At 72.8% G+C, this 17,556-nt stretch carries 13 protein-coding genes; 12 read left to right on the top strand and 1 reads right to left on the bottom strand.

What is annotated here, in order from left to right:
• Nucleotides 1–643: 643 nt before the first annotated feature.
• The 10 genes from ACH4S8_RS02155 to ACH4S8_RS02110 all read left to right on the top strand — a co-directional run bounded on the left by ACH4S8_RS02155 (nt 644) and on the right by ACH4S8_RS02110 (nt 12,392).
• Nucleotides 644–3,019, top strand: coding sequence for a SpoIIE family protein phosphatase (locus ACH4S8_RS02155; protein WP_398390021.1), 2,376 nt, complete (start codon nt 644–646; stop codon nt 3,017–3,019).
• Nucleotides 3,020–3,192: 173 nt separating this feature from the next.
• Entirely contained in the window at nt 3,193–4,557 is a 1,365-nt protein-coding gene (locus ACH4S8_RS02150; RefSeq protein WP_398390019.1) for an arsenic transporter, read from the top strand.
• Nucleotides 4,558–4,562: 5 nt separating this feature from the next.
• Complete coding sequence (locus ACH4S8_RS02145) at nt 4,563–5,105, top strand: universal stress protein (protein ID WP_398390018.1); 543 nt, start codon at nt 4,563–4,565, stop codon at nt 5,103–5,105.
• Nucleotides 5,106–5,328: 223 nt separating this feature from the next.
• Nucleotides 5,329–6,186: an endo alpha-1,4 polygalactosaminidase gene (locus tag ACH4S8_RS02140; protein ID WP_398390016.1), complete on the top strand. Its 858-nt coding sequence runs from the start codon at nt 5,329–5,331 to the stop codon at nt 6,184–6,186.
• 11 nt (nt 6,187–6,197) lie between these two features.
• Nucleotides 6,198–7,490, top strand: a complete 1,293-nt coding sequence (locus ACH4S8_RS02135; RefSeq protein WP_398390015.1) for an ABC transporter substrate-binding protein — start codon at nt 6,198–6,200, stop codon at nt 7,488–7,490.
• An 86-nt stretch (nt 7,491–7,576) separates the two neighbouring features.
• Nucleotides 7,577–8,539: a carbohydrate ABC transporter permease gene (locus ACH4S8_RS02130; protein WP_398390013.1), complete on the top strand. Its 963-nt coding sequence runs from the start codon at nt 7,577–7,579 to the stop codon at nt 8,537–8,539.
• Nucleotides 8,536–9,366 (top strand): carbohydrate ABC transporter permease, encoded by an 831-nt coding sequence (locus ACH4S8_RS02125; protein ID WP_398390012.1) that lies wholly within the window; start codon nt 8,536–8,538, stop codon nt 9,364–9,366. The genes ACH4S8_RS02130 and ACH4S8_RS02125 overlap by 4 nt, the downstream gene beginning before the upstream one ends.
• A gap of 6 nt (nt 9,367–9,372) precedes the next feature.
• Complete coding sequence (locus tag ACH4S8_RS02120) at nt 9,373–10,413, top strand: carbohydrate kinase family protein (RefSeq protein ID WP_398390010.1); 1,041 nt, start codon at nt 9,373–9,375, stop codon at nt 10,411–10,413.
• Nucleotides 10,410–11,729: an alpha-glucosidase/alpha-galactosidase gene (locus ACH4S8_RS02115; protein WP_398390008.1), complete on the top strand. Its 1,320-nt coding sequence runs from the start codon at nt 10,410–10,412 to the stop codon at nt 11,727–11,729. Before ACH4S8_RS02120 ends, ACH4S8_RS02115 begins: the two co-directional genes overlap by 4 nt.
• A gap of 243 nt (nt 11,730–11,972) precedes the next feature.
• Nucleotides 11,973–12,392: a hypothetical protein gene (locus ACH4S8_RS02110; RefSeq protein ID WP_398390006.1), complete on the top strand. Its 420-nt coding sequence runs from the start codon at nt 11,973–11,975 to the stop codon at nt 12,390–12,392.
• 88 nt (nt 12,393–12,480) lie between these two features.
• Here ACH4S8_RS02110 and ACH4S8_RS02105 read toward each other — a convergent pair whose 3' ends face one another.
• A complete protein-coding gene (locus ACH4S8_RS02105; protein ID WP_398390004.1) occupies nt 12,481–15,147 on the bottom strand; it encodes a LuxR C-terminal-related transcriptional regulator in 2,667 nt (888 codons plus the stop codon).
• 332 nt (nt 15,148–15,479) lie between these two features.
• On the opposite strand from ACH4S8_RS02105, the gene ACH4S8_RS02100 reads away from it, so the two are divergent.
• Nucleotides 15,480–17,105 carry an MFS transporter gene (locus ACH4S8_RS02100; RefSeq protein WP_398390002.1) on the top strand — a complete coding sequence of 542 codons (1,626 nt, stop codon included), beginning with the start codon at nt 15,480–15,482 and terminating at the stop codon, nt 17,103–17,105.
• A 126-nt stretch (nt 17,106–17,231) separates the two neighbouring features.
• Entirely contained in the window at nt 17,232–17,429 is a 198-nt protein-coding gene (locus ACH4S8_RS02095; RefSeq protein ID WP_398390001.1) for a hypothetical protein, read from the top strand.
• Nucleotides 17,430–17,556: the final 127 nt, after the last annotated feature.

The raw sequence follows: 17,556 nt of genomic DNA, 5'->3' as shown, positions 1-17,556 counted from the left end.
AAAACGGCCGGGGACGAAGGCCGTGCGGCGACCGTCGCTCAGGGAGCCCCTTGAGCTCGTCGACAGCCGGGAATGGCGAACAGCGATTCAGACCCCGCCCTTGACCAAGCGCGGGAGGCTCACCCTCGCACAACACACTCGTCAGCAACAAGGCGCACGGGCAAGATCAGCCTTATTGAAAGACTGTCAAAAGCGACCGGCTGTCCGGCGGGCCCCACCGGCTTTCCCTTATCCTGTGCGCCCCGTGTGAACCGTACGCACTCACCGGGTTCTCGCGCACGCTCCCCGCGCACCGGGCCCCGTAGTCCACTGGGACCGGCCCTTCTCGAAGGCCCCGCGCGGGACGGCGGCTCTCCCACGCGAAACCGGCCGCCGACCCCGTTCCTCCCGCCCTCGGTCGGCGGCCCCGGGAAGGCCCGGCGCCCCTCACCGGTCCGCCCCTCACCGGGCCGGCCGGCGCCGGGCCCGAACCCGCTCGCACGAGCCCCCGCGGCCGAGAACGCCCGGTGCGACCGGCGGTCCCGTACGCATGGCCGTCCGGGCCCTCCGCGTTCGACGGTGCGCACGCCACCCAGCCACTAGTCTGGAACCCGGACGACGCGCTTGATCACCGTGAGTGTGCGTACAAGGGAAAGTGGCGACGATGAGCCCGGTCCACCCTCTCGACGAGGCCGCCACCGCACGGGCGGTCATCGACGGGAACGGCACCCTGATCCACTGGAGCGAGGGCGCCCGCCGGCTCCTCGGCTACACCTCCGAGGAGGTCGAGGGCCGCCCGGCGGCGGATCTCCTGGCCCCCGGGAGCACGGGCCCGCGCCCGGAGGCCGGCGGCGACCGCCGCAGCGGAGTGCTCGATCTGCGCCACCGCGACGGCCCCGTCCTGTCCGTATGGCTGCTCGCCCATCGCCTGGAGCGGAGCGGCGACTGGCTCGTGCTCACCCCGCTGGAGGGCCGGGAGCCGCGCACCCCGGAGGACCCGCTGGCCGTCGCGGCCCTGGCCCAGGCACCCTGTGCCCTGGCCGTCTACGACGAGCGGCTGCGGCTGTACGGCTTCAACGACGCGATGTCCGAGGTGATCGGCCTCCCGGAGGAGCGCATCCGGGGCCTCAGGGTCTCCGAGATCGGCTCCCGGCAGGTCGGCGAGCTGCTGGAGCGCGAGATGGCCGAGGTCATCGCCTCCGGCCGGGGACGCGACGTGGAGACGTACGCGCGTGCCGGCGGCGAGGACCGGGCGCACCACTGGCTCGCGCGGATCGCCCCGCTGACCGACACCCACGGACGGGTGATCGGCGTGTGCGTGGCGGCGCACGACTTCACCGAGAACTACCGGGCCCGCGAGCGGCTCCAGCTGGTCAACGAGGCGAGCGTGCGGATCGGCACCACCCTCGACGTCACCCGCACGGCGCAGGAGCTGACCGAGGTCTGTGTGCCCGCACTCGCCGACTTCGTCAGCGTCGATCTGCTGGACCCGCCGGAGGACGGAGAGGAGTACCGCATCGGGCCGCCCGCCGCCCCGGTCACGCTGCGCCGCGCCGCCCACCGGTCGGTGAACGCGGGCGATCCGGAGGCGGCCGTCGCACCCGGCGAGGTCGACGTCTACCCCGCGTCCTCGCCGCAGGCCGGCTCGCTGATCGCCGGCCGTCCCCTTCTCGTGCCCGACGCGGCCGGCGCCCCGGGGGAACGGCCGGGACGGGACGGACCGCGCGGCGAGCACATCCGGGAGTACGGCGTCCGCGCCACCATGGCGGTGCCCGTCCGGGCCCGCGGCCGGACCCTCGGGGTCGTCGTCCTCAGCCGGTTCCGGCGGCCCGACCCCTTCACCGCCGACGACGTGCTGCTCGCCGAGGAGGTCACGGCCAGGGCCGCCGTCTGCATCGACAACGCCCGCCGTTTCTCCCGCGAGCGGCAGACCGCGCTGGCGCTGCAGCGCAGCCTCCTCCCCCAGTCCCTCCCCCGGACGGCGGCCCTGGAGGCGGCGTCGCGCTATCTGCCCGCGGCGCGTGCCGGGGTCGGCGGCGACTGGTTCGACGTGATCCCGCTGTCCGGGATGCGCGTCGCCATGGTCGTCGGCGACGTCATCGGCAACGGCATCCAGGCCTCGGCGACGATGGGCCGGCTGCGCACCGCCGTGCGTACGCTCGCGGACATCGATCTGGCCCCGGACGAGCTGCTCACCCACCTCGACGACCTCGTCCTACGGCTGTCCGCCGAGGCCGGGGCCGAGTGGACCGCCGGAGAGGTGGGCGCCACCTGCCTCTACGCGGTGTACGACCCGGTCTCCCGGCGCTGCACGCTCGCCAGCGCGGGGCATCCGCCGCCCGTCGTCCTGCCGCCGGACGGACCGTCCCGGCAGATCGACGTGGCGCCCGGGCCGGCGCTCGGCCTGGGCGGGCTGCCCTTCGAGTCGGTCGAACTCGACCTGCCCGAGGGCACGGTGCTCGCGCTGTACACCGACGGCCTGCTGGAGAGCCGGGACCGGGACGTCGACGCCGGCCTGCGGCTGTTCTGCCGGGCGCTGGAGGAGTCGTCGCGGAATCTGGAGGGGGCGGCCCACGCGATCCTCCAGGCGCTGCTTCCCGCGGGCGGCGCGCCGGACGACGTGGCGCTGCTGCTCGCCCGTACCCAAGGGCTCGCCGCGTCCGACGTGGCGACCTGGGACATCCCCGCGGACCCGGCCCTCGTCGCGCCGATCCGCAAGCAGGTCTCCGGCCAGCTGGAGGTCTGGGGACTGACCGTGGCCACGTTCACGGCCGAGCTGGTGGTGAGCGAACTGGTCACCAACGCCATCCGCTACGGCGAACCGCCGATCCGGCTGCGGCTCATCCACGACTCCGAGACATTGATCTGCGAGGTCTCGGACAGCAGTCACACCGCGCCGCACCTGCGCCGGGCGAAGACCTTCGACGAGGGGGGACGCGGCCTGCTCCTCGTCGCCCAGCTCACCCAGCGCTGGGGCAGCCGGCACACCCCCGAGGGCAAGACCATCTGGGCGGAGCTGTCCCTCCTCGGCGAGGAATGAGCTCCGCTCGGGAACCAGCCGACGAACACTGAGCCCCGCTCGGGGGCCGGCCGTCGAGGAGTGACCTCCGCTCGGGGACCCGTTCGGCGGGGCGGCCGTCCGGGTAGGAGGACGGGCCGGACGGCGAGGCGAGGGGAGGGGGTTCGCGGGCGGGCGCCGCCCCGTCTGATGTGATGGAGGGCGCCGTTATCACCGCCCGGAGGAACACCATCCTGAACAGCCCGCTCGTCCAAGGCGTCCCCGGCGCGACCGGCACCCTCGCGAAGACGCTCTCCGTCGCTCTCGGCACCCCGCTCGCCGAGGCGCTGTCCGTCGTCCTGCTCGCGGCCGTCCTCGTCTGCGCGGTGGTACGGCCGTTCGGCTGGCCGGAGGCGGTCGTGGCCGTGCCCGCCGCGGGGCTGGTCCTGGCCACCGGGGCGATCTCCTGGGACCACGCCCGCGCGGAGGCGGCCCATCTGGGTCCGGTGATCGGCTTCCTGGCGGCCGTCCTCGTCCTGGCCAAGTTCTGTGACGACGAAGGGCTCTTCCAGGCGTGCGGCGCCTGGATGGCCCGCTGGGCCGCGGGGCAGCCGGGCCGACTGCTGACCTCGGTGTTCGTCCTCGCCTCGGCGATCACCGCGGTCCTCAGCCTGGACGCCACCATCGTGCTCCTCACGCCCGTCGTGTTCGCGACGGCCGCACGGATGGGAGCCCGCCCGAAGCCGCACGTGTACGCGTGCACCCACCTGTCGAACACCGCCTCGCTGCTCCTGCCGGTCTCCAACCTCACCAACCTGCTCGCGTTCACCGCCAGCGGCCTGAGCTTCACCCGGTTCGCCGCGCTGATGGTGTTGCCCTGGCTGGCCGCGATCGGCGCCGAGTACCTGGTCTTCCGGCGCTTCTTCGCCCGTGACCTCGCGGCGGGCGCGTCCTCCCCGCGTGCGGAGGAGGCGCCCGAGGTACCACTGTTCGCCCTGGTCACCGTGGGCTGCACCCTCGCCGGTTTCGTCCTCGCCTCGGCCGTCGGCATCGACCCGGCCTGGTCCGCCGCCGCGGGGGCGCTCGTCCTGGCCGGACGGGCGCTCGTCCGCCGCCGCACCACCCCGCTCACCGTGGTGCGCGCCGCCGCTCCGTCCTTCCTCGCCTTCGTCCTGGCGCTCGGCATCGTCGTCCGCGCGGTGGTCGACAACGGTCTGGCCGGCGCCCTCGACGACCTCCTTCCGACGGGCGGCTCGCTGCCGGCGCTCCTCGGTGTCGCCGCGATCGCCGCCGTCCTGGCCAACCTGATCAACAACCTGCCCGCGGTCCTCGTCCTGCTCCCGCTGGCCGCCGACTCGGGCGCGGGCGCCGTGCTGGCCGTCCTGCTCGGCGTCAACATCGGACCCAATCTGACGTACGCCGGTTCCCTCGCGACGCTGCTGTGGCGTCGTATCGTGCATCAGCACGAACACGGCGTCGACCTCAAGGAGTTCACCCGGCTGGGTCTGATCGCCGTACCCGCGGCGCTGGTCCCCGCCGTACTGGCGCTGTGGTTCTCGCTCCACGTCATCGGAGGCTGATGGGCATGCGGGTGGTCGTCTGGCTGGTCGAGGGAACCTGGCCCGCGTGCGTGGACGCCGTACGGACGCACGCTCCCGGTGCCACGGACGTGGTGCTGCTGCACGTCACGGACCCCGCCGTGCCCGGTCTCGCGCACGGCGCCTTCGCGGGGCTCCTCGGACGCGGACGCTCCGAACCCGATCCCGGCGACCTCCTGGAGACCCTCGGCACGGTCTCCGCGGCCGAGCTCCTCGACGCGGCGGCCCAGCGGCTCGGCGGCCCGGCGACCCGCCTGGAGCGCACCGGACGGGTGGAGCGGGAGGTGGTCGCCGCGGCCGAGGGCGCGGGTCTGCTGGTCCTGGCCCGCGACGGCGACCGCAGCCGGCTCGGCCCGCACAGTCTGGGACCCGCCGGTCGCTTCGTCGTCGACCACGCCCCCTGCCCGGTGCTGCTCGTCTGGCCCGAACCGGCACCGGACGTCACGACGCTGCCGCCCCCGCCCCCGCACGGGCCGCATCCGCCCCCGCCGCCCCGTCCCCCGCACCCTCCGCACCACCCGCGCCCCTGAGGTCGCACGTCCGGCGGACGCGGTCGCCGAAGAGCGCCTTCGGACGGGGCCGGCACTTGACGAAGTCGGGCATGCACGATTTGATCCTCTGCGTGCCGTGGTGCGACCCGGCACGCAGAGGTGCGCCCAGCCGGTAGCGGACCAGGTTCAAGTCCGGCCAAAGTCGCCAGGATCGCTCGAAGCGTCCGAGGCGGGGACGTACTCGCGATTTGATGGAGCGGACATGCCCCCCGTCAAACGTGTTCTCCGCACCGGAGTTCTGGGCGCGGTCACATCCCTGGCCACTCTCCTGACGCTCACCGGCTGCGATGCCGGCAACGACACGAGCTCCGCGCCGAAACCGTCGCCCGGCCCGCACCGGACGGCGACCTCGGTCGAACTCCCGCCGCCGCACGCGGGGTTCGACTACCAGATCGGCGGCGCCTATCCCCCGGCCGCCGATGTCCGCATCGTCAGCCGCGACCGTTCCTCCTCACCAGCCCGGGGCCTGTACAACATCTGCTACGTCAACGCCTTCCAGGCCCAGCCCGAGGAACGCGGGCAGTGGCCCGCCGACCTGCTGCTGCGGGACGGCGACGGCAAGGTCGTCGTCGACAAGGACTGGAACGAGGCGCTCCTCGACATCCGGACACCGGACAAGCGCCGGCGGGTGGCCGCGCGGGTCGACCGGTGGATCGACGAATGCGCCGACAAGGGATTCGACGCCGTCGAGCCCGACAACTACGACAGCTACACCCGCTCCCGAAAGCTGCTGACCGCGGACGACGCCACCGCGTTCATCACCCTGCTCTCACGGCACGCGCACACCCGGCATCTGGCGATCGGCCAGAAGAACACCGTCGAACTCGCGGGGCTGAGGGCACGGACCGGGCTCGACTTCGCGGTGGCGGAGGAGTGCGGCGAGTACGACGAGTGCGGCACGTACGCGAAGGCCTTCCACGACCGGGTGGTGGTGATCGAGTACACCGACAGCGGCCTGCGCAAGGCCCGTTCGGCCTTCGGCGACCGGCTGAGCATCGTGCGCCGGGACGTGATGGTCTCGACGCCCGGCAGCGCGGACTACGTCCGCAGGACGCGCTGAAGGGGGCCGGGATGACACACGTGATCGCGCGGCGCCGGCTGCTCCTGGGAGCGGCGGCCGCCGGGGCGCTGGCGGGCTGCGGCGGCCCCTCGGACGGCGTCGGCGCCGACGGCAGGGTGACCGTCGAGCTGTGGCACGGCCAGAACGACACGGCCAGGAAGGCCGTGGAGGCGCTGGTCGCCGAGTTCAACCGCACCCATCCCCACATACGGGTGGACAGTTCGGGCGGCGGGGTGGTGGCCGACGCCATGCTCCAGAAGGTGACGGCCGCGCTCGCCGCCGGCTCGTACCCCGACATCGCCTACATCTTCGGCTCGGACCTGGCGAGCGTCGCCCGCAGTCCCCGGGTCGTCGACCTCACGTCCGCGCTGCGCGGGGGCAGCCCGCCCTGGACCTCCTTCTGGGCACCGGTACGGGATGCGGTCACCGTCAACGGCAAGGTGCGCGCCGCCCCGGCGGTGCTCGACTCGCTGGCCGTCGTCTACAACAAGAAGCTGTTCCGGCAGGCCGGGGTCCCCTTCCCGAAGGCCGGCTGGAGCTGGGACGAGTTCACCGACACCGCGCGCAGGCTCACCGACTCCGGACGCGGGACATTCGGCACGGGCTGGCCGGGCACCGGCGACGAGGACACCGTCTGGCGGCTGTGGCCGATGATCTGGGACCTCGGCGGCGAGGTGATCGCCGCCGACGGCAAGCGGATCGGCTTCGCCGGGCAGGGCGCCCGGGCCCTTTCGACGCTGGCCCGGCTCGCTCACGACAAGAGCGTGTACGTCGACCCGAAGCCCGGCAGCGAGCAGATGTACCAGGTCTTCCTGAGCGGCCGGATGGCGATGGTGGCGACCGGTCCCTGGCAGCTCCCGGACGTCATCACCGCCAAGGTCGACTACGGCGTCGTCCCGCTGCCGACGTACAGCGGCAGGCCGATGACCATCTCCGGGCCGGACACCTGGACCGTGTTCGACAACGGCTCCGCCCGGTCCCGCGCGGCCGTCGAGTTCGTGCGCTGGATGATCCGGCCCGCGCAGGACGCCCGCTGGGACATCTCGGCGGGCAGCCTCCCGCTCAGCTCGGCCACCGCCCGCCGCCCGGAATGGCGTGAGCACTCCGCGACGACCACCGGGCTCGGGGTGTTCACCGGCACGCTGGGCTCCGCCCGGGTCCGGCCCGTGCACGCGGCCTACCCGCAGATCTCCCAGGCCCTCGGCGAGGCGATCGTCTCGGTCCTGCTCGGCAAGGACTCCCCCGCCCACGCCGTCCGCCGGTGCGCCGACACGGCCGACGCGGCCCTGCTCATCCCCCGGTGAACCCGGATCGTCCCCCGATGACCTCGGCTCCCCGCTGACCTCGACTTCAGACGTTCCCAGCTGACTTCCAGCTGAAGGAGGCCGTCATGTCCGTCCTTCCCCGAGCCCTCACCGTCGTACAGGGCCCCGCGGCGAACCCGGCCGCCGCACGGCGCGCCGCCCGCCGCCGCGGCCGCCGCGAGAGCGCCACCGCCTGGGCCTTCATCAGCCCGGCGGTCGTCGTGATCCTCGGTCTGAGCATCGTGCCCGTCGTCTGGTCGCTGCTGCTCTCCTTCCGGGCCGACGACCTGGTCACCCCGGGCCGCTGGGTCGGCCTCGACAACTACCGGGCGCTGGCCCAGGACCCCACCTTCCGCACGGCCGTCGGGAACACGCTGCTGTACACGGCCCTGTACGTGCCGCTCAGCCTGGCCGGCGGGCTGGTGCTCGCCCTGGCGCTGAACCGCCGTATCCGGTTCATCGGCCTCTACCGCACGCTCGTCTTCGTCCCGTTCGTGGTCTCGGCGACCGCGCAGGGCGTGCTGTTCTCGTTCATCCTCGACCCGGAGTTCGGTGTCGCGAACTCCCTGCTGCACAAGCTCGGACTGTCCCCGCAGGGCTTTCTCACCGACCCTGACCAGGCGATCTACCTGCTGGTGCTGATCTCGCTGTGGAGCGGCGTCGGTTTCTGCGTCGTCGTCTATCTGGCCGCGCTCCAGGACGTGCCGCCCGAACTCGTCGAGGCCGCGCGGATCGACGGGGCGGGCCGCGGGCGGGTGCTGCGCCACATCGTCCTGCCGACGCTCACCCCGGTCACCGTGTTCCTGCTGCTGTGGCAGCTGATCACGGCGCTCCAGGTCTTCGACCTGATCTATGTGACCACCAAGGGCGGCCCCCTCGGTTCGACCGGCGTGGTCGTCTACTTCGTCTGGCAGCAGGCGTTCCAGACGTTCACGGCGGGCTACGGGGCCGCGGCGGCGTACGTCCTCGCGGTCGCCCTGCTGGTGGCGGGCGGGGCGCTGCGGCTCGTACGGCGCCGGCAGGAACGTACCGAAGGAGCGGTCCGATGAGTGCACCCCTCACCTCCCGCAGGCCGAGCGGCTGGCATCTGCTGCTGGCGCCGATGGCCCTGTGCTTCGCGCTGCCGCTGGTGTGGCTGGCGCTCAGCTCGGTGATGTCCGACGCGGAGATCAACCGGTTCCCGCCCGCGCTGTGGCCGAAGGGGATCGATCTCGGCGGCTACCGGTACGTGCTCGGGAACGCGATGTTCCCCCGCTGGTTCGCCAATTCGCTGATCGTCGCGGTCGCGGCCGTCCTGTCGAACCTGCTGCTGGGGGCGCTCGGCGGCTACGCCTTCGCGCGGATGCGGTTCGCCGGATCTCGGGCGCTGCTCGCCCTGATGCTGGCGACGATGGTGATCCCTTTCCAGCTCACGATGATCCCGACCTTCCTGGTGATGAAGGAGCTGGGGCTCATCGACACGCTCGGCGCGCTGATCGTGCCGTCGCTCGTCACCCCGTTCGCGGTCTTCCTGTTCCGGCAGTTCTTCCTGGCGCTGCCCAGGGAGATGGAGGAGGCGGCCTGGATCGACGGGTGTTCACGGCTGCGGGTGCTGTTCTCGATCGTGCTGCCGCTGGCCCGGCCCGCGCTGGCCACGGTCGCCGTGCTGACGTTCCTGAGCACCTGGAACGACCTGTCCTGGCCGCTCATCGCGATCAACCACGACACGCAGTACACCTTGCAGCTCGGTCTGACGACGTTCCAGGGACAGCACCACACGCGGTGGTCGGCGGTGATGGCGGGCAACGTGATCACCGTGCTGCCCGTCCTGGTCGCGTTCCTGCTCGCGCAGAAGACCTTTGTCCAGTCGCTCACTTCGAGCGGCCTGAAGGGCTAGGACACGATGACATCCTTCGATCTCCTGGTCGTCGGCGACGCCAATCCGGACGTCGTCGTCGGCCCGCTGCGCGGCCCGCTGGAGTTCGGGCAGCGCGAACAACTCGTCGAGCACGCCGGGTTGGTGCTCGGCGGCTCCGCGGCGATCATGGCGTGCGGGGCCGCGCGGCTCGGGCTGCGGGTCGCCTTCGCAGGCCGGGTGGGTGACGACCCCGCCGGTTCCTTCGTGCGCGAGGCGCTCGCCGCGCGCGGTGTCGACGTGGACTGCCTGGTCACCGACCCGGTCAGGCCCACTCCGCTCACGACGGTCGTCATGGCGGAGGACGGGGACCGGGCCGTCCTGACGGCACAGGGCTGTCTGACGGCCACCGGTCCCGAGGACGTGCCCCGGGACCTGATACGGGCCTGTCGGCACGTGCACGCGGCCTCGTTCTTCCTGATGCCCCGTCTGGCACGCTGTCTGGCACCGGTGTTCGGGCTGGCGCGGGAGAGCGGTGCGACGACGTCGCTCGACACCAATGACGACCCGGCAGGGCGCTGGGACCCCGGACTCCTGGACCCGGTGCTGAAGTTCACCGATTTCCTGCTGCCCAACGCGGCCGAGGCGTCGGCGCTGTCCGGGGAGGGCGAACTCGTCACGGCCGCCGCCGTCCTGGCCGGCCGGGGACCGACGGCCGTGGTCAAGGACGGCGCGAACGGGGCCCTCGCCCACACCGGGAGCCGGCTGACACGCGTGCCGGCCGTGGCCGTCGACGCCGTGGACACGGTCGGCGCGGGCGACAGCTTCGACGCCGGGTTCGTCGCCGCCACCCTGCGCGGACTGGACCTGCGCTCCGCGCTCACGGTGGCCGCGGCCTGCGGTTCGCTCTCGGCCCGAGCCCACGGCGGCACGGCGGCCCAGCCCACCTGGGACGAGGCCCTCGCGGCGGCCCGCGCGGACCTCCCGGACGGCACGGGCGTCCCGCCGGGCGCGAACGCCCCGGACACCGCCGAGGACCCGGCCGTGCCACGAACACCCCGCAACCGCGAGACCAGGAGCCGTTCATGACCGACGTCACCGCCCCGAAGATCGCCTTCGTCGGAGCCGGGAGCGTGGTGTTCACCCAGGGCCTGCTGGCCGACCTGTTCACGTTCCCCGAACTCGCGCACGCGCGGATCGCGTTGCACGACATCGACCCGGAACGGCTCGACACGGCCGAGAGCGCCGCCCGGTACATCGCCGGCGTTCGCGGCGCGAAGCCCACGATCACCGCGCATCCCGACCGACGGGCGGCCCTGGAGAGCGCCGACTTCGTCATCAACATCGTCCAGGTCGGCATGGATGCCGCGACCCGCACCGACTTCGCCGTCCCCGCCCGCTACGGACTGCGCCAGACCATCGGCGACACCCTCGGCATCGGCGGGATCTTCCGTGCCCTGCGCACTTTCCCGGTGCTTCGCTCGCTCGCCTCCGACATGACCGAACTCTGCCCGGACGCCCTGCTGTTGAACTACACCAACCCCATGGCGATGAACGTCCTCTATCTGAGCCGCATCGCCCCGGAGCTGCGCGTCACCGGCCTGTGCCACTCGGTGCACTGGACCGTGCACGACCTCGCCCAGCTCGTCGGGGTCCCCTTCGAGGAGGTCACGCATCTGGCCGCCGGGGTCAACCACCAGGCGTGGGTGCTGCGTTTCGAGCGTGCGGGCCAGGACCTCCACCCGCTCCTGGACGAGGCCATCGCCAAGGACCCCGGGCTGCTGCGCCGGGTCCGCGTGGACATGTACCGGCGCCTCGGCCACTACCCCACCGAGACGAGCGAGCACTCCTCGGAGTACGTGCCGTGGTACCTCCACCACGACAGCGAGATCGAGCGGCTCAGGCTGCCGGTGGGCGCCTATCTGGAGATCATCGAGGAGAACGCCGCGAGCTACCGGCGCACCCGTGAAGCCCTCGCCTCCGGGGTGCCTCTCCCCGTCGAGGGCACCTTGGAGTACGCCCCGCAGATCATCCACAGCACCCTGACCGGCACTCCCCGCACGATCTACGGCAATGTGCCCAACCGCGGCCTGATCGACAACCTCCCGGCGGACTGTGTCGTCGAAGTCCCCTGCCTGGCGGACGCGTTGGGGGTGCAGCCGACCCGTGTCGGCGCGCTGCCCCCGCAGTGCGCCGCACTGAACAGCGCGTACGTCTCCGTCACCGACCTGGTGGTCCGCGCCGCCACCGATCACGAGCCGCGCCACATCCGGCACGCCGCGATGGCCGACCCCGCGACGGCCGCCGCGCTGCCGGTCGAGCGCATCTGGGACCTGTGCGACGACCTCGTACGGGCGCACGGAGATCTGCTCCAGCCCGAGCTGAGAATGCTGTTGGGTCACTGAGGCGGAGCCCTGGGGGCGGGGGCGAGGAAGCGGGTGGGGGCGTTCGGTTCTCCGGCGCGGGCGGCGGTGCGCGCCGGCCGCGCCGGCCCCTCCTCGCCCCCGCGCCCCTGCCCGGCCCGGTCCAGGTTCACCGGCGGATGTCCGTTCATCGTCACCCCTAGCGGGTGAGGCCGCGGGCGGCCTGCTGTCGCACGCTCGGTGGTGAGTGGCTGCGGTCGCAGCCCGTGCAACGGAGGTCTCGCCATGGCAACCACCCAGCATCACACCCACTCGAGGGCCACCATGACGGCGGCCGGCGGCTTGACGATCTTCGCCTCGGTGATGCTGTTCGTCTCCGGCGTCCTGGACATCCTGCGGGGCATCATGGCGGTCGCCCAGGACGACGTGTTCGTCACCAGCCCGAACTACGTCTTCAAGTTCGATCTGACGAGCTGGGGCTGGATCCACCTGGCGCTCGGAGCGGTCGCCGTGGTCGTGAGCCTCGGCCTGTTCACGGCGGCCACCTGGGCACGCGTGACCGGCGTGGGCATCGCGGCACTGCTGATCATCGCCAACTTCCTCTCCATCCCCTACTACCCCGTCTGGTCGCTGACCCTGATAGCGCTGTACGGATTCGTCATCTGGGCGCTGTGCGTGGTGAAGCCGGACGAGGACGGCATCTAGAGGGCTGCATCAGAGGACGGCATCCAGAGGTGGCGGACGACGGAGCCGGCCCGCACCGGCCGGCTCCCGTCCCGACGGGTCCGCGGGCTCACAGCAGATGCAGGTCGCGGGCCCGTCGTACGGCCTCGCCCCGGCGGGTGGCGGCGAGCTTGCGGTAGACGCTCTTGAGATGGGTCTTGACCGTGTTGACCGACAGATGCAGGTCGGCGGCGATCTCGTCCCTCGACATCATCTGCGCCAGACGTTCCAGCACCTCCTGCTCGCGCTCGCTGAGCGGTTCGACCACCGCGGCGATCTCCCGTTCCCGGTCCGGCCGCAGGGCCGACCCGGCGGGGCGGACCGTGGCCGCTTCCGGGAGCCACTCGTGCCCCTGGGCCAGCACGGGCCGGTGCCGCACGAAGGTGCGCAGCCAGGGGCCGGCCTCCAGGAACGGCCGTCGCAGGTGCTCGGGTCTGGCCGTCCGCAGGGCCCGCGCCACCAGCCGCTGGGCGGTGGAGTCGTCGCCCAGCGCGTCCGCGGTCTGCGCCCGCGCGAGCAGCACCCGCACGGCGATGCCCGGACCCTCGTCCGGCTCGGTGGAGAGCGCGTCGAGCAGGGCGCGTGCCGCCTGGCGGTCACCGGTGGCGAGCCGGGCACGGACGGCGGCCACCGTGGCCTCCGGTCCGGTCGCCCCCTCCTCCGCGAGGATCTCGACCGCGGCAAGCGGTTCGCCCAGGGCCAGATACGCGGTGGACATGGCCAGCGCGGCCCGGTCGCCGACCCACGGCGAGGGCTCGACCCCGTGCGGCGGGCGCTTCAGCTCCTGCAGGACGCGCAGGGCCTCCTTCGGATGTCCCTTGGCCAGCAGCAGGCGGGAGCGCAGCAGGACCAGACCCGCCGTCGCGACGGGATCGTGCGAGGCCGCGCTGGACACGGTCGCCTGGTCCAGGTGGGTCTGCGCGGCGGCCAGATCGTCCCGGTCGACGGCGACCGCCGCCAGGACGAGCTGGGCGACCCCCGTCCGGGCGGCGGGCGGCAGGCCCGAGCGCTCCGCCCCGGCGACCGCCGCCCGCGCGTGCGACTCCGCGCGGCCCGGCCGGCCGCACAGGAGGTCGATCAGGGCGAGCCGGCTGAGGGACTCGTGCCGGGGGTACGCGGTCGACGGTCCGTCGTCGACCTGTGCCGCGGCGGACAGCGAGGTCCGGGCGTCGTCGAACCGTCCCGCCCACAGCTGTGCCGACCCCAGGTCGGTGAGCATGAGGGCCGGCAGCTCCGGATGCCGTTCCAGCCGCTCGGCCGGGAGGGACAGTTCCGCCGCCGTCATGTCCTCGGCCGCCGCCCGCGCCCGGTCGGCCGAGCCGGTCAGCCGGGCGGCGAACACCCGCAGCAGCGCGTGGCTCAGCCGCAGGGCCGCCGTGCCGGCGGCTTCCTCGCCGGCCAGGTTCTCCCCGGCCCGGCGCAGGTACTCGAGGCCCCGGTCGACGTCGTGGCGTACGAGTTCGCGGGCGGCGCGCACCAGACAGGCGGCCGGTCCGGCCGCGTCCGGGGGCATGGCGGCGAAGAGTCCGTCGAGGCGCTCGGCGTCGAGTCCCGTCAGCAGTTCCCCGATGGCCAGCTCGTCGACGAACCGGTCCGCCGCGAGCTCCCATTCGCCCGCCCCCGCCGCGTGCGGCAGTGCCTCCGCCAGCAGTCCCGCCCCGCTCAGCCAGCGGGCGGCCCGCCGGTGCAGCTCCGGCTCGACACCGGGGAGCCTGACCCGCAGGTGGACCCTGAGGATCTCCGCGAACAAGGGGTGCAGCCGGTACCACGAATGGCCGATGGCCTCGACGAAGGCGTTGGCGTGCTGCAGCCCCGCCAGGATGGCGTCCGCGTCGTCCCGGCCCGTCAGGGCGTTGGCGAGGTCCGGGTGGATCTGGTCGAGGATGCTCGATCGCAGGAGCAGGTCCTGTGTCTCCTGCGACTGCGCTTCGAGGACCTCGGCGAGCAGGAAGTCCGCGAGCGTGCTCTGGCCCGCCTCGAAGTTCTCGATGAAGGTGTCCGGATCGTCGACGTGCTGGGCCGCGAGGATGCACAGGCGCAGTCCGGCCGCCCAGCCTCCGGTCCACTCCGTCAGCGACCGGGCGCCGTCGTCCGACAGCCGGATGTCGTGCCGGCTCAGCAGGGCGGCCGTCTCGCCCGGGACGAAGGCCAGGTCGGCACCCCGGACCTCGGCGACCATTCCGGCGGCGCGATAGCGGTGCAGGGGCAGTTGCGGTTCCGTACGGCTGACGATGACCAGGCGCAGTCCGCCGCCCGCGTGGCGCAGGACGAACTGGAGCTCGTCGGCGACCTCCGCCGAGGCTCCCACCCGGTCGAACTCGTCGAGCACCAGGATCACGGGTTCCGCGCGCTCGCTCAGCCAGGCGGCCAGCCGGGTGAGCAGCGAGTGGTCCACGTCGCCGGGGCTGGACGGGCTGCCTATGTCGTCCGGAACGGCCGCTCCGTGCCGCCGCAGGGCTTCCAGCACGTACGTCCAGAAGATGCCGGGACCGGTGTCCTCGTGCTCCACGGTCAGCCAGGCCACGTCGTCCGGACGGTCCCTGGTGGAGATCCAGTGGGCAACCAGGAGCGTCTTCCCCGCGCCCGCGGGCCCGTTGACCAGGGTCAGGGGGCCCTGGACGCCCTCGGTGAGGCGTCCGACCAGCCGTGGCCTGCGGACGAAGGTCTCCGTCAGGTCCGGGACGGTGAACCGGACGGCGAGCAACGGGTCGCCACCCGGTGTCAGCAGCCCTGCCATGGGGTCCTGCCTCCGCGGTCTCTCGGCAGCGGCGACGCGTCCGATCCGATGTGGTCCGGGTCCACAGCTCCCTCCCCGGTGTAACCCCCGCACCCTGATCGTCACCCGCTGTCCCGAATGTCGCAAGGCAGGCCGCGGTCCCCCGCCGCGGGCGAGGCGCGGGCTCGGGGCCTCGGGTGCCGTGGGGCGGCGGCGGGTGCCGTGCGAGCGGATCGCCCGGGTGGCGCGGGAGCCCGGCTCCGGGTGCCATGGATGTGCGGTGGAAGCGGAGACGGGCCGGACGACCTGTCCGGCACGGCGGCCTCGCGGGCGAATCGATGAGGTGGTCACCGGTGAAACACTGGCGCGCTCTGGCCGTGCTGGGGACGGCCCAGTTCCTGATGGTCCTGGACACCTCCGTGATGAACGTGTCCATCAGCCAGCTGGTGGAGGACTTCGACACCGAGGTGACCGCCATCCAGGCCGTCATCACGCTCTACGCGCTGGTCATGGCGGCGTTCATGTCCACCGGCGGACGGCTCGGCGACATCCTCGGCCGCCGTCGGCTGTTCCTCGTCGGACTCGTCGTCTACGGCGTCGGTTCGGCCCTGACCGCGGTGGCACCCACCCTGTGGGTGCTCGCGCTCGGCTGGTCGGTGGTCGAGGGACTCGGCGCCGCCCTGGTGCTGCCGGCCATGGCGGCCCTCGTCGCGGAGTCGTACACCGGACGGGACCGGGCCGTCGCCTACGGCGTCATCGGCGGGCTCGCCGGCGCGGGCATCGCGGTCGGACCGCTGCTGGGCGGCTGGGTGACGACGTATCTCACCTGGCGTCTGGTCTTCGCGGGCGAGGTCGTGGTCGTGGTCGCGATGCTGCTCTTCCGCCGGGCGATCCCCGAGTCGCCCCGGTCGGAGCACCGGCCCCGGCTCGACGGCGTGGGCGCCTTCCTGTCGGCCGCCGGGCTGGGTCTGGGCGTACTGGGTGTCCTGCAGAGCGGCACCTGGGGATGGGTGCAGCCCCAGAACCCTCCCTTCACGATCTTCGGCTTCGCCCCGACCCTGTTCGTCGTCTCCGCCGGGGTGCTCGTCCTGGCCGCCTTCGCCAAGTGGGAACGCCGCAGGGAGGAACACGGCACCGACCCGCTGATCCACCTGTCGCTGCTGCACCGGCCGCCCCTGCGCTCGGGCCTGCTGACGCTGGTGAGCCAGAACCTCATCCTGCTGGGGCTGTTCTTCGCCATCCCGCTGTATCTCCAGGTGGTGCAGGGATTCGACGCGTTCCAGACGGGACTGCGACTGCTCCCGGTGTCCGTCACCATGCTGGCGGCCTCCGTACTGGCCTCCAGGCTGGGGCGGGTGATGGGGCCGCGCCGTGTGGTCAGACTGGCCCTGCTGACACTGCTCGGAGCAATCACCTGGCTGCTGGCCACCATCAAGCCGGTCATCGACGACGCCCAGTTCGCCGGGGCCATGGCCCTGCTGGGCGTCGGCATGGGCCTGCTCGCCTCGCAGTTGGGCAACGTCGTGCAGTCCACCGCCGACGAGGAGGAGCGCAGCGAGGTCGGCGGGCTCCAGTTCACCGCACAGAACCTGGGCTCCGCCCTCGGCACCGCGCTGATCGGGTCGATCCTCGTCGGCGCCCTGGCCCACGCCTTCACCACCCAGGTGGCGGAGCACCCGGACGTGTCGCAGGAGGCGCTCCGGCAGACGAGCATCGCGCTCGAAGCCGGCATCAGCTTCGTCCCCGCCGACCAGGTGCGTTCCGCGGCCGAACAGGCCGGGCTGCCGCCGGCCGAGGTCGACGCCGTCACCGACTCCTACGCGACGGCGCAGCTGAACGGTCTGAAGGCGGCGATCCTCGCGGCCGGCGGCATCACGCTCGCCAGCTTCCTCGTCACGACGCGCCTGCCGACCGGGGCGGCGGACCGCACGAAGTCCCCCGGCGACGACGCCCCGGCCGCCTCCCTCGGACAGGCATGAGCGTGCGGGAGGGCGCTCCGGCCCCAGGTTCACCTTCTGCGGGTGAGGGCGGGCGGGACGGCCGGGCGGATGATCGTGGGGAAGGGTGCCGTCCGCCGCCCCGGGCCACCCGCCGGGGAGCCCCGCATGCAGTACGAGATCCGTGTCGAGGGAGATCTGTCGGAGACGCTTTCCGAAGCGTTCCCGGAGATGGACCACGTGCTGATCTCCGGCCAGACCATCCTGTTCGGCCCGGTCGTCGACGACGCTCATCTCTACGGGCTACTGGCCCGCTGCCGGTCGCTCGGCCTGCGTGTCGTGGAGATGCGCCAACTGCCCGGGTGACCGCGAGGATCCGCGCGACCACGAGGATCACCCGTCGGGGGTGAGCCGCCCGGCCCCGGAGCACGGGACCGTGGATGCCGGGAATCCACCCACCTTCCCGTCGGCGGTCCACGACCGGTCCGCTCGA

The organism is Streptomyces sp. NPDC021080, assembly GCF_044333225.1.
GTDB lineage: Bacteria > Actinomycetota > Actinomycetes > Streptomycetales > Streptomycetaceae > Streptomyces.
The sequence above is the reverse complement of the archived record's forward strand: the minus strand, read 5'-3'. Positions and strand labels throughout refer to the sequence as shown.